Annotated in this window: 14 protein-coding genes; 3 read left to right on the top strand and 11 right to left on the bottom strand. The window is 41.1% G+C overall.

The window, feature by feature from the left end; translation table 11 throughout:
• The first annotated feature begins 259 nt into the window (after window positions 1-259).
• Window positions 260-1,159 (top strand): RluA family pseudouridine synthase, encoded by a 900-nt coding sequence (locus BUA78_RS09965; protein ID WP_072913925.1) that lies wholly within the window; start codon window positions 260-262, stop codon window positions 1,157-1,159.
• Between the two features lie 52 nt (window positions 1,160-1,211).
• On the opposite strand, the gene BUA78_RS09960 is transcribed toward BUA78_RS09965, so the two are convergent.
• From BUA78_RS09960 to BUA78_RS09950, 3 genes are all read right to left on the bottom strand, one after another.
• Window positions 1,212-2,204 carry a diaminopimelate dehydrogenase gene (locus BUA78_RS09960; protein WP_072913923.1) on the bottom strand — a complete coding sequence of 331 codons (993 nt, stop codon included), beginning with the start codon at window positions 2,202-2,204 and terminating at the stop codon, window positions 1,212-1,214.
• 66 nt (window positions 2,205-2,270) lie between these two features.
• Window positions 2,271-2,465, bottom strand: coding sequence for a YwbE family protein (locus BUA78_RS09955; RefSeq protein ID WP_072913921.1), 195 nt, complete (start codon window positions 2,463-2,465; stop codon window positions 2,271-2,273).
• Window positions 2,466-2,495: 30 nt separating this feature from the next.
• Window positions 2,496-2,837 (bottom strand): arsenate reductase family protein, encoded by a 342-nt coding sequence (locus BUA78_RS09950; RefSeq protein WP_072913919.1) that lies wholly within the window; start codon window positions 2,835-2,837, stop codon window positions 2,496-2,498.
• 234 nt (window positions 2,838-3,071) lie between these two features.
• Between BUA78_RS09950 and BUA78_RS09945 the strand changes: the two genes are divergently transcribed.
• Complete coding sequence (locus BUA78_RS09945; RefSeq protein ID WP_072913917.1) at window positions 3,072-3,539, top strand: CarD family transcriptional regulator; 468 nt, start codon at window positions 3,072-3,074, stop codon at window positions 3,537-3,539.
• A gap of 74 nt (window positions 3,540-3,613) precedes the next feature.
• Here BUA78_RS09945 and BUA78_RS09940 read toward each other — a convergent pair whose 3' ends face one another.
• The 8 genes from BUA78_RS09940 to BUA78_RS09905 form a co-directional block, all read right to left on the bottom strand.
• On the bottom strand, window positions 3,614-3,811 hold the full coding sequence (locus BUA78_RS09940; protein ID WP_072913914.1) for a cold shock domain-containing protein: 198 nt from the start codon (window positions 3,809-3,811) through the stop codon (window positions 3,614-3,616).
• A 317-nt stretch (window positions 3,812-4,128) separates the two neighbouring features.
• On the bottom strand, window positions 4,129-6,135 hold the full coding sequence (locus BUA78_RS09935) for a DUF6449 domain-containing protein (RefSeq protein WP_072913913.1): 2,007 nt from the start codon (window positions 6,133-6,135) through the stop codon (window positions 4,129-4,131).
• Window positions 6,110-7,015: an ABC transporter ATP-binding protein gene (locus BUA78_RS09930; RefSeq protein WP_072913910.1), complete on the bottom strand. Its 906-nt coding sequence runs from the start codon at window positions 7,013-7,015 to the stop codon at window positions 6,110-6,112. Before BUA78_RS09930 ends, BUA78_RS09935 begins: the two co-directional genes overlap by 26 nt.
• Window positions 7,012-7,398, bottom strand: a complete 387-nt coding sequence (locus tag BUA78_RS09925) for a GntR family transcriptional regulator (protein WP_072913908.1) — start codon at window positions 7,396-7,398, stop codon at window positions 7,012-7,014. Before BUA78_RS09925 ends, BUA78_RS09930 begins: the two co-directional genes overlap by 4 nt.
• A gap of 154 nt (window positions 7,399-7,552) precedes the next feature.
• On the bottom strand, window positions 7,553-8,290 hold the full coding sequence (locus BUA78_RS09920) for a hypothetical protein (protein ID WP_072913906.1): 738 nt from the start codon (window positions 8,288-8,290) through the stop codon (window positions 7,553-7,555).
• Window positions 8,291-8,521: 231 nt separating this feature from the next.
• Window positions 8,522-8,980, bottom strand: a complete 459-nt coding sequence (locus BUA78_RS09915; protein WP_072913903.1) for a GyrI-like domain-containing protein — start codon at window positions 8,978-8,980, stop codon at window positions 8,522-8,524.
• A gap of 67 nt (window positions 8,981-9,047) precedes the next feature.
• On the bottom strand, window positions 9,048-9,980 hold the full coding sequence (locus tag BUA78_RS09910; RefSeq protein WP_072913901.1) for a helix-turn-helix transcriptional regulator: 933 nt from the start codon (window positions 9,978-9,980) through the stop codon (window positions 9,048-9,050).
• Window positions 9,981-10,148: 168 nt separating this feature from the next.
• Window positions 10,149-11,153, bottom strand: a complete 1,005-nt coding sequence (locus BUA78_RS09905; protein ID WP_072913898.1) for a methyl-accepting chemotaxis protein — start codon at window positions 11,151-11,153, stop codon at window positions 10,149-10,151.
• 840 nt (window positions 11,154-11,993) lie between these two features.
• Here BUA78_RS09905 and BUA78_RS09895 point away from each other — a divergent pair.
• On the top strand, window positions 11,994-13,261 hold a 1,268-nt coding region (locus BUA78_RS09895; protein WP_175549000.1), incomplete at its 3' end, for a GLUG motif-containing protein.

Genomic DNA, 13,261 nt, shown 5'->3' with positions numbered 1-13,261 from the left:
TAGGTATATGTTTAATCATGGTAATTAGACCAGTTAGAAAAAAGAAGAAGCCTAACCCCTTTAATGCGGGGACAGACCTCTTTTGGGGATCAAGCCTTGCCTGTTCAAAAGCTCCTGTACCTAAGCTTACATCGAAGATAATGCTAGGAACAAATTGGAACCAAGGAGGGCAAAAAAATGATGCTGTTAGGGGTTCGCTTGACTTATAGCAGGATTCATCAGATAATATCCACTACTTAAGGATAAAAGGAAGGCTACCATGAAATCATTTATTACTTACCAGGTCTCTCAGGAACACGCCGGGTTAACACTGGAAAGCTATTTAAAAACCATCTTACAATACTCCGGTAGGAAGCTGCAAAAACTGACCCGGCGCAAAGGCATTTTAGTAAACGGCAAGACCGTTTTCCTACAAAAAAAGGTAAATTCCCAGGACATCATAAAGGTCCTCGTTCTCGAAGATGACGCCTCCGGTATTCAACCAGAAAAAGGTGACATTGAAATACTCTACGAGGACGAATATCTATTTGTTTTAAACAAACCCGCCTATCAATTGGTGCACCCTACAGGTCGGACCACTTCGGGCACTCTGGCAAATTATCTGGCTTACCACCTACAACAACGCGGTAAAATGAGTACCATTCGTGCTGTACACAGGTTAGACCGGGATACTTCCGGTTGTGTCATCTTTGCCAAGGATGCCCGCAGCCAGTTTATTTTGGAACAACAATTAAAAGAAAGAATTCTTAAGCGATTCTACTGGGCTTTGGTAAAGGGGATCGTTAGTCCACCGTCCGGGAGCATTAATGCACCCATTGGACCTCACCCATCGCAGCCTAATCGCCGGGCCATCAATGCGCAGGGTGAAGAAGCCATTACTCATTACCAGAAGATCCGTAGCTTCAAGGACACTTCCCTACTGGAGCTAAGCCTGGATACCGGCAGAACACACCAAATTCGCGTACACCTAGCTCACCTCGGATATCCCGTTCTGGGGGATCGGATGTATGGCCTGCACACCCCTTGGATCTCGAGGCAGTCTTTACATGCCCAATCCATCAGCTTCCGTCATGTAAAGGATCATGGTGAAATTACTATTCAGGCTCCTCTACCCAAAGATTTTGCAAAAGCCTTGGAAATTTGTGAAACTCACACTTAGAAAAGTGGGTATCCCGGAAAATCTCCGGGATACCCACTTTTTGCAATGTAATTTAGAGCAATTCCCGGCGTAATTCTGCCGGTGATTTTGCTGATAAATAACCAAAGGGAATATCGAACACCGTTTTTGCACCAAATTGTCCTTCTTTATTGAGACGAGACACCGCTCTGGCATAGGCTACCAAGACACTGGCAGTAAACTCGGGGTTGCTATCGAGCTTCAAGGAGAATTCCATAATGTGAGTATTTCCTTGATTAGCCCCTGTTTTCCCGCTCCGTATAACAAACCCTCCATGGGGCAACTGAGAATGTTTTTCTTTCAATTCTTGTTCAGTAATAAACGTTACCTTGGTGTCATAGTCGGCAAAATAATTCGGCATCGTTTTAATACTCTCAGCAATTTGCTCCTTGTCCACACCATCTTCAACCACTACATAGCAGTCCCGCAGGTGTTTCTCCCTGGTGCTAAGCTCCGGGTTCTCACCTTCCCGGATGCTTTGAATAACTTCTGACACAGGTATGGTGTACTGCACGGCACCCTTAACTCCCGGGATTCTGCGGATGGCATCTGAATGCCCCTGGCTGACCCCGGGTCCCCAGAAGGTATACTCCCTTCCTGCGGGCAGGATAGCCTGGGCTAACATTCTGTTCAGGGAGAAAAGCCCCGGATCCCAGCCAATAGAAATAGCACTGGTTTTTCCATGCTCCTCTGCCACTTGATTGACAGCGGTAAAATACTCGGGAATCCGAGCATGCGTATCAAAACTATCCACCGTGTTAAACATAGCAGCAAAAAACGGGCCTTGTTCAGGCAGGTCCGTAGCAGACCCGCCGCATAGGATCATAACATCAATGGCATCGACATGCTCCTTGGCCTGATTTACGTGTAACACCTTAACCTGTTCATCATCAATCTTAATACTGGCCACATCTCGCCGGGTGAATACCGCTACCAGTTCCAGATCGGGGTTTTGTTTAATCGCTTGTCTTACTCCCTTGCCTAAATTACCATAACCCACAATTCCTATTTTTATTGTCTCTCTCAAACCTAACCCTCCACTGTTTTTAATTAATCATGTTTTAGTTCTAGGAATCTTTTGCTAACTCCTATATTATGACAGAATTTCTTGAACTCTACCAATAATTCCATTATCTAACCGCACCTTAATACCCCGCTGATGCACGGGGCTTTTGGTCAAAATATCTTTCACCACCCCTTCGGTTAATTGTCCTGTCCTCTGGTGTGGTTTTTGGATTATTTTCACCTTAATTCCTGGTTTAATATTTTTTCGTTCAGTTCCATTCATGTATCTATTCCCCCATTATTTATATGTCCACTAGTCTTCCCACGTCTTCCAGGTATCGGGTTCGTAGCCTACCGTAGCTAGTTTTCCGTTCCGCACAATAGGCGTTTGATAAAGACTGGGGTTGTTTAATAATATCTCTTCTCTAGCGTTGTTGCCTATGATGCGATCCATGTTCAATTTTTTATATTCCTTAGCTTGACTATTAATCAAATTCTCTAATCCTAGTGCATTTTTAACACTTTGCAATTCTCCCTTACTCAATCCTTTTATCGCTAAATCAATAAATTGATATTTAATTCTTCTTTCCTTAAAATACCTTTCTGCCTTTTTGGTAGCAAAACATCTCTTGATACCAAAGATTTGAATATTCATTTAAACTTCTCCCCTTACTAATAACTGCTATCGCTAGTATTCTTCATAAATATAGCTAACCCTACTTTGGTCTATCTATATTTATTTCTCTAGAACCGAAAAGGCTAACCACTCTTAAAAAGAGATAAAAAATCATTGACCCCCAATAATACTTTATGATAAAATATTGTTTTTTGATATTTTGCCAATTCTATGGTATACTTATTAAGTACGTTTAAGGGGGAGGTGGTTTCAGTGTTTCACATTGGTGATAAGGTGCTTTATCCCATGCATGGGGCTGGCATTATTGAAGCAATTGAGGAACGAGAAATACTGGGCAATAAACAGCTTTACTATGTAATGAGCATCCGAAGCATGCAAGTTATGTTTCCTATGGACACTATCCTAAAAATTAGGCCAATTGTGGACTCAGATGTAGTAGATGACGTTATTACCAATTTTCATGACGGAGAATCAGATACCAGTCTAAACCCAAACCAAAGGTATCGCTGTAATATGAATAAAATAAGAACCGGCGATATTTACCAAGGAGCCGAAGTTATTCGGGACTTAATCCGCATGAGTAAAAAGAGAGCTCTGTCCACAGGAGATAAAGCTATGTTGGATAACGCTCAACAAATATTAATTAGCGAAGTGATACTAGCAAAAGGAATTCCCCAGGAGCAAGCCCTTGATTTATTTAATCAAGTTGTTAATAATTAATAATCCCTCTATAAAGCCAATAACAATAAAACTGCCCTTAACAAATGCTAAGGGCAGTTTTATTGTTATTGGCTTTATAGTTTTACAATGTTCTCAGCTTGTGGACCACGGTTGCCTTCTACCACGTCGAATTCAACACGTTGACCTTCGTCCAGGGATTTGTAGCCGTCCCCTACGATGGCACTGAAATGAGCAAAAACATCTTTGCCACCTTCAACTTCGATAAAACCAAAACCTTTTTCTGCATTAAACCATTTTACTGTACCTTGCATTGTATTACCTCCAAAATTGAATTAATATGTCCTTTTTTATTTTTTTTAAAAATAAAAATTCACACATTGTAACAGGTTCCTTTGCACAAACAACCCTTTACAACATGTGATCAGGATTTAATTTATGTTAGCTAAGTGTATCATACTCGCTATCTCAATGCAAGTTTTTTCCAGGGCCAGGCAAATCTACTTTTAGTTCTACGATACTACGTTCTACAGTTGCTTAAGTACTGCCCCTCTTTGGGATTTTCAATATATAAAAGTAAGTATGGCTTGCACCATACTTACTAAATAGTAAATTCTCTAATTTTATTTCCCTATAATCTACCCTTAATAAATTCCGGCACATTGTCCTTCTGAAAGCTGCCATAGCCTATATTAACATGCCCTTCCCTATAAAATCCGATGATATATTCAGCCTTCCTGCCGTCCCATACGTCACTATGGTTTCTTAAGCAAGTTTCAATTTGGTCTTTATCCTTGATTTCCAAGCGGTTGGTGCCATTTTTATCGATCCATTCGCCACTTCTGCGTTTGGCTTCCCATTGTCCCAGGCTGGCCACCTTTTCTACCACAACATAATCAATCTCCTCGGGGAAGACTCTGGCGTTTTTCAGATAACCCTTTTGCTGCAGCCAGGTCTCAAAATTTCCATAGGATTTCTCCCAAGAAGCATAGAACTCTCTTCTCTCCTGGTTAATTTCCGTATGCAGCTTTTGATATTTTTTCATTTTGTCATCGGCCATTAATAGACGGATATTGGCCCAGGGTGTTATGTTATCATTCATCTGTTCATAGGTTTCAGCTTCAATATCCTGTCGGATGATAGTAATGGCTTCTTTAATATCCTCCGGCTTTAGGATAACAGCCTCTTTATTCCCCCCTGCATCGATGCTTGGACGAATGGTCATTTTTTCAATATCCGCTGCATCCACGGTTAAAGCATCGTAACGGTGCTTTTTGTATTCCTGCGATTCATAAATGGGTTTCAACTGCTTACTGTAGTTATCATAATCAACAAAATAGCCCCTAGTTAACTGACTACCATCTGCTAAGTGGTAAACTAACGTCATCTCTCTGGTTGATCTCTTATCACCATATTTATTTTGTGATTGATCCGCGATCAGTTGTTGATGCAGTTCTTGAATATGGGCTAGATTATCCTTATCCACATACAAATTTTTCCCGTCTCTTAAATCATAGAAGTTGTAGCCAAAACCAATACTTTTAACTTGATTAATGGGGGGCACTTTCTTTGTAAAGCCTATTAGATCAAAATGCAGCCCTGTCAGTAGCACGCTAACTACGGCAGCATACATTAAATAACCCTTGAAATTTTTAAACACAAAAAAGGATTTTTTCAGTACCATCTCTGCTACATAGTAGCCAAGTAGCGAGCCAATCAGGTAGCCAAATAAAGTCCAGCTAATGCTTTGCTGGGTTTGGTTAAAATAAACACCTGCCACTAACATGGTACAAAGGGTGACGCCGTATTTAAACAGCCAACGAAAAGGACGATAGGCGATGGTCTGAGAAGCCGTTTCTAATTTTCTTTTTTCATATAAAAATTGGGCCAGAAAATATAAACCCAGACAAACAACAATATAGGTGACTATTTCTCCTGTCCCCATTTTATTGGTCTCCCGAAATCCTTCCATTAGCCTGACGAGCGGCGAAAGCTTAGACTCATTTGCCCCAAAATTGTAGGTAAAACCATGGAGAAAGGTCTGCAAAGATTCTACTAACAAGAGTGCCAAGCCCAAGGGTAAGAAGAGGAAGATAACGGTAATAACGCCCTGCACCACTGACATACCCACGATCATACCTACAAAAACACAAACAAAAAAGACGGTAAGTTCCAGCAAAATTACTACGCCAGCCCACTCTGCAATATCTTTGAGGCTAAAATAAGCGCCCAAGCCTAACATACTATTCAGAATTAATGAGATAAAAGCTGTGATTAAAACCGGTACAATCAACAGCACTAGGCTGGTCAAAACATGGGTTCTATAGAAGACCGCTCTTTTAATGGGCAGACTGTGCAACGTATCCGAAGCTGCTTTTACCTGGATATAGCGAAAAATAAAAATGCCCATGAGAATCGAAACAGCCAACACCAAGACCCCTTGCATATTCTCCCCAGTCCCCAGATAAAAGAACTCCTTCATGATGCTATGATCCCTATCCTCCTGGCCAGAGATCATGAAAATTTGTAACGGCACTAAGAATAATAAGGCGAGGGTATACAGGATGCCCAGCCAACTAAATCTTTTTAAATCGTCTAGCAAAACGCCTTGATTAAATAATGATGTTTTCAATGGCATAACCGATCCCCCCCATCTCATAAATAAAAACTTCTTCCAAGGTTAACGGTAGGATATCCAGGACCAACGGCTGCTGTTTGGCAAATATTCTGGTCAGATCATCTTTGTTACCACGCATAATAAAGAGCCTGACGCTGCCTCTTATCTCTTCATAGAGCACTTGGGCTTGGGCGTTGGCCAAAAATTCCCCGGACACCTCTTCTTTAAATGCCACCTGAATTTTGTGAACATCCGATTTTAAATCATCCAGCTCTTTCTCTAAAATTAAAGTTCCTTTATGTAAAATACCGATGGTGTCACAGAGATCCTCCAGTTCTCTCAAATTATGGGAGGAAATTAGCACGGTCATTTGTCTCTCTGCCACATCTTGAATGAGTAAGTTTTTTACTTTCTGCCGCATGACCGGATCCAGACCATCTAACGGTTCATCTAAAATTAAATAATCAGGCATGGACGACAAGGCTAGCCAAAAAGCTACTTGTCTTTGCATTCCCTTGGAAAGACGATTAATGTTTTTGTTAACATCAATGTCAAAAGCCTCTTTTAATTTTTCAAAACGTACTTCATTCCAAGCAGGATAAATGTTTTTGTAGTATTTCGCCATATCCCGTACGGAGTAGTTGGGGAAAAAATACAAAGTATCCGGAATGAATATTACTTTGGCTTTGATTGCCACATTTTCAAATACCTCTTGACCATCAATATAACAAGTTCCCTGATCTCCCTGATAAACTCCCACCATGGTTTTTAACAGGGTGGTTTTCCCCGCTCCATTGGACCCCACTAAACCATAGACAGAGCCCTTTTGGATCTTAATGTTTACGTTTTTTAACGCTGCCAAGTCCTCAAAAGATTTGTTTAAATCCTTTATTTCAATCACTTCATTATCCCCCTCCTAACCGAGTTGTCCACTTGAGAAATAATGGCCATGATTTCCTCATAGGTCATGCCCAGATACATAGCTTCCGATAAAACTTTAATCAGCTCTTCCTTTAACTTAGCTAGTTTTTCATCATTTTTATGGTTGTTTATCCCAGCCACAAAGCTTCCTTTACCCGGTAGGGAGTAGATATATCCCTGTCTTTCTAACTCTCGATAGGCCTTTTGAATGGTATTAGGATTGATGGTCAATTGCTGGGCCAGAATACGTACCGAAGGCAGTTGTTCATCGGTCTTTAAAACTTCATTTATAATGGCTTCTTTAAATGTTTCCACCAACTGTTCATAAATGGGTACGCGGCTTCTTAAATCTAAATCAAACATAGGCTCCCCCCTCCCGTAACATCTGTACTATTACTATTAATACAGTTATAGTATAGGATATTGCCTAGGGTTTGTAAAGGCTAATTAAAACAGAAAAACCAAGGGCTGATTATCTGCCCTCGGTTTTCTTGGATAATTCATTTTTCCACTATACCTATTCAACAGTAAAATTCTTGGTGAAATTAAATGTATTATTGTTTTTTGTAGAGATGACTAGTATGAACAAATAATAGTATGTCTGTAAGATGAATGTTACTATTTGACCGATAACCGGAATTATTGAAAAAATCGCTACGGCTAAGGAATAAATAAAGATAGGACCAATATTCTGGGTAATAAAACCTCTCTTTTTAAAGCCTACTATAGATAAAGTTAATAGTGGGGTAATGACCAGCCCTGTAAATAATGATATTAAAAATGTTTGATTATTTATTTCAATTGGCGTAATTACTAAAAATATTATGCGAATTAAAGCAAAAATCATTAGCCCAAGAATAAAAAAATACAGGCAGAAGTAACCAATTGTTCTTAGGGCATAATTCAAACTATTATTGAAATAGCTCGCTATACTTATCGGTCTGCCTTCAACAACATCCCTAAACGATCCTATTAGCCCCCCGAGTAGGATACCACAACTAATAATTCCAAAAACAAATAAAGCACCTAATAAAGTAATTACTAATCCGAAGGATTCTTTACTCAACATTTGTGATATGAGATGCTCCGTTATTGAGTCTAAACTTCCTGGAGCTACTATTGAAAGTAGGGACCCTCCAGAGAATAATGTCATTATAACTAAAAACATTACTAGTAATAGACCTGAAGAAACTATATAAATGAGTCCTGCTTTAGCACCGCCATTATTTAAAGCTAATTGAAAAGAACGAAACACAATATCACCCCTATTTGCTAAACATCTCCTAAATATACTCGGTTCTTTTTAAAAAAACTTAATGAATATTTGCATTTTTTAAAATAAAATTTGAAGCAAACACCCTGTTCATGTTGCGGTTTAAGTTACAAAATTAATTTGAACAATGTAAAAAAGACCCTAACAGATCATTGCACTGCTACGGTCTTCATAGAAAAAATACTATTATTTCTTAGCCTTAGGAACTCACTCTCATTTTAGGGGAAAGACAATCTTTGTTAAAAGTTCACTTTCCGGCACTTCCATCGGAGAATTAAAGTAAAACTCGTAGGCCACGCCTGTGGGAGTATAGCCATTTTCCTTTATCCACTGCATCATGGCATTATAAACTGGCTCCGTTTGATCGTAGGGGCCTTTATAAACACAGGATACTCTCTTGCCTGAAGGGATTTCCCCTGGCTGGATATCACCCTGCCCAATAAGGGGGTTGGCAACCGGGACTCCCATCTCTACATCGAGATCCTGCATATCCATGTTGTAATACGCCGCAAAGGGAGCCTCTAATGGCTTTTCTCCCATTTCAGCTAAATATTGAAAGATTGCCTGGTATCCCTTGCCTAATTCCTGTGGCAAATTGCCAACTGCAGTTCTGATACGAATAGAAAGTACTGGTTGTGCCAGTTCCTCTGTTACTACAAAGTTATAACTCATAGTATTGCCCCCTTTAGCTTTTTGTAGATTATACCATTGGGAACCTGACACCTGTATGTCATGTTTTCTATGTATATTTTTTATAAATCTCTTTGGCCATCTCTGCTAGGATTGTTCGAATATGCGGCGGGTTGACAACCTCTAATGCCGGCCCAAAACTTAAAAGAAAGCCATAAAGCCAGTTGTTTTCAGGAAGTAATGTCTTGACCATAATATTTCCAACCGGCTGCTCCACTGTATCTTGGCCAAACCATTCCTCTACGATACTCGCCAGTTCCTTATCAAATAGTAATTCCAGTGACACCAAGTTTTTAAGATTATTCCATTCGCTTTCCCAAGGCAACTGCTCTAGCGATACCTCCCTCGGTTTATAGAAGGTTTTACATACTATCAGTTCTCTCATCCTCGAAAGCTTGAAAAATCGGAAGTCCTGTCGCAGAAGGCACCACGCATAGAGGTACCATTTTTGCCCCTTGAAAACCAGTGAATAGGGTTCCACTCTCCGGCTGGTCCTCTGACCTGCTGAATCTATATACGTGAACTCAATCTCCTTTAAACTTTCTGTGGCTTTGCGTATAGCCAGTACTTTTTCTTTAAGAAGTTCGTTTCCTCCCCAGGGAGACAAGTCAATAACAAGCTGGTTTACCTTTGTATTCAGTAACTCCAGCTGAGCTGAGGATAAAATGTTGGTAAACTTATCCAGTAAAACTTGATGCTTGTTATCCGGTATGGTTTTGGCAAAGCTTCTTAACGTTGTGATAATTGCCGCCATCTCTGATTCAGTTAGTACACTTTTATCCAAACGGTAACCTTCCGCAATGCCAATGCCGCCGTTCACTCCCTGATATGTCACAACAGGTATCCCTGCCAGATTTAATGCCTCCACATCCCTCAGGATTGTCCTGACTGAAACATCAAACATGTTAGCCAGGTCTTTTGCCTGAACACGTTCCCTTCTTAACAGCATCACCAAAATAGAGATTAGTCTATCTAGTTTCAATGAAGCACATCCTTTAACCCGCTACAGCAAATCATTTTACTATAAGTGTATTCTTTGTCATTTCTCTATGGGTTCCTGCTTACAACGATAAAAGACTTGTTGGAAATAAAAAAACGCCAGCGGTATCTACCCTGGCTTCAAATTCATTGATATTATCTTAAAACGGTTCTATAAAGTCTCTATTATAATAGCTGACCAGTTTTTCCCTTTATAAGCGTTATAGCCCCGTGTGTGCGCATAGCCATATATTTTAATGCTACCTAGGCTATCTTTTTCAAATACATAGCCATAGGTTCCACCACCCATTGCACGTTGTACCGCCTCAAGGTGCCCTAGCTTTTCATGCAGAATCCCCTTACGGCTTCGGCAAGCAATAATATAACCTTGCTTGTTGATAATCAATATGTCCCCATTTTGACCGATACGGGCCGAATCTATGATGTCATAAATATAGTTCCAATTAAAACGAGTGGAAAAATACCCAAGGATTTGCCCTTCATCTCCTCGTACCGGACAAGTATATGCCACTGTATGAAGATTTTCCACAGATGAATAATAAAGATCGCTTACAGATATAGAATTTACCGCAGCAGCTTCCTTAAACCAATCCTTATCTCCCATATCTTTTCCTATGAGTTCATGGCGGACACCCGCCGCAACAATTTTACCATCAGTATCCAGTACATAGAGGTCATGATAAACTTCATAAATGTCTACCAGCTTTTTCAAAAGCTCGTTTGCTACGGAAAAACGTGTAGGGTCTGTCGATAAAAAGCAGCTCTTTACCTTGTCGAAACTGGCCCAGGCCTGTGCATCACAATTACGTTCAAAAAGGTTTCGGTCAATTTTATCAATGGTATCATAGGCTACATCGGCTGTTCTGACGGCCATAACCTCATTCGCTTTGCTTTGAATATTTTCAATAATTTTGGTACTCTCCTTGGTAGAGGCTAAACTACTTGTTGCCAGTTTCTTTATTTCATCCGCCACTACACTAAATCCCCGGCCAGCATCCCCTGCCCTGGCAGCTTCGATTGCTGAATTTAACGACAATAAATTTGTACGCACAGCAATTTCCCGAATGGAACCATTGATACGTCCCATTTCATTACTAGCATTTTTAAGTTCACTAATTAGGATAGATGCATCAATAACTAGCTCCTGGTTTACCATAGTACACTCACCCCCAAAAATAAAAAATGCCTACCTGAAAAATCAGGTAGGCCTCGTTGCCAATTATGTTGACTATTATATAATAATTTCAACTTTTTTCAAGCTTTTTCTTAAAAGCTTGGTATACTCTGTAAAATGGGCCTGTCCTTAAGATATTCCATGATCTCCTCGGGAAATAGGTAATAGCGAAGTTATTCGTGCTGTAGGGGTTTTAACAAATTATTATCCATGACTTTCCTTCCAACTGATTCTACTATCTATAAATACATTGTTTTTGTCAAAAGGCTGGTTCTCCAAACTCGGGAACCAGCCTTTTGTTATCTGTTTAAATATCCGAAGCTTAAAAGTTAAAAATCCTACGGGAGATGACCTCTTTTTTAGTATTTTCAAAAAGATTTTCAAGCCGGCGTGGGTTTCAGATCTGTTCAGTAATTGTTCAGTGGCCTTTGCTATACTGAAAAAGTTAGCAATCATTTCTAGAAAATACGGAGAAGGACCCAGTGGGCACTCATGTATTGGGAAGTTGATGGAACCTGAAAAAAGTTAGAAAAAGGGGTGAAGATATACGCTGTGATTATCGAAAAGCGAGCGCGATTCGGTTCAAAGAAAACAGAAAATCCCTTTTAGCATAGCTACTTAAGAGAACTTCTGTGAAGCATTTCATTTACGAACAATTTGGTCTAAGAAGGGGTCTTTTTAATGAAATTGAATTGTCAAAAAATCTTTTCCTTACTGCTCAGTTTAATGATGCTGATAGCAGCCCTCCCTATGGCCGGCGCGCCTGCATATGCAAAATCCGATGATGCAATACCGATTAGCACTCCGGAAGAATTGGATACTTTGGTAAGGGCGAACTTGGCGGGTAATTTTATCTTGACCCAAGACATTGATCTGACCGATTATCTGAGCGCGGACGGGCCAGGTTATAATGGCGGTGCCGGATGGCAGCCCATTAACGACTTCAGAGGCATTTTTGACGGCAACGGTTATACAATCAGCGGACTTTATAGTAACCGCCCCAATCAAAGCGGTATGGGATTGTTCGGCATTCTTAATGGAGCAAGAATCCATAACTTGGGAATGGTGGATGTAGCTGTAAGAGGAAACCAAATGGTCGGCAGCCTGGCGGGGGCCAGCTCTTCTCCCAATGATGCTATTATCAATTCTTACGCCAAAGGCGAAGTGGCAGGCGTCGCAGCTGTCGGCGGCCTGGTGGGACAGAATTATGGCCTCATAAGAAAGTCTTATTCCTCATGCAATGTGTCAGCAAGTGGTAACCCAAATGTCGGCGGCTTGGTAGGCTCACACTATGGTCGAATCTGGGAGTCCTACGCCACGGGCAATGTGACGAGCACATACGTTTACACTTATGCGGGAGGTCTGGTGGGTAGAGGCTACATCGGTTCGAGTATTCTCGACTCTTATGCTACAGGAGATGTATCGGGTAACGCCATGCTCGGTGGTTTGGCAGGCTACAACCAGGGCAGTATTATCAGTTCTTATTCTAAAGGCCGAGTGGAGAAACTTAGCCCGATGGGCTATAGTCTCGGTGGCTTGGTGGGGGCCTTTTCTGACGGATACGGAACTACAGAGAGATCCTACTGGGACATCCAAACTTCAACGCGGGAGGATAGCGCCGGGGGCACCGGGAAAGGCACCGCAGAGATGAAGACACAGAGTACCTTTGAGGACTGGGATTTTACCGATGTTTGGGCCATGGACGAAAGCCACGATGGCTACCCTTATCTTATATGGACAGTGACACCAACCATTTATTCACAGCCCGAGGACCAGACGATAAATGCAGGCGAACCGGCAAGTTTTAGTGTTAGAGCATCTACAGCGGCAGAGGATCCTTTGAGCTATCAATGGAAAAAAGACGACGTTGACATCACGGGGGCTATTTCTGCGACGCTAACCATTGAAGCGGCCGCAGCGTCAGACGCGGCAACCTATACGGTAGAAGTTAGCAACGGAACACGAACAGTCACTAGTGATCCGGCAACCTTGACGATTAATCCGGGGACAACAGATCCGGTAGCGCCGAGCATTACGGACCAGCCTCAGAACCAGATGGTGACGGTAGGAGAGACAGCAACCTTTACAGT

This window comes from Desulforamulus aeronauticus DSM 10349 (assembly GCF_900142375.1).
Taxonomy (GTDB): Bacteria; Bacillota; Desulfotomaculia; order Desulfotomaculales; family Desulfotomaculaceae; genus Desulfotomaculum; species Desulfotomaculum aeronauticum.
This window is presented reverse-complemented; position numbering and strand designations above follow the sequence as displayed.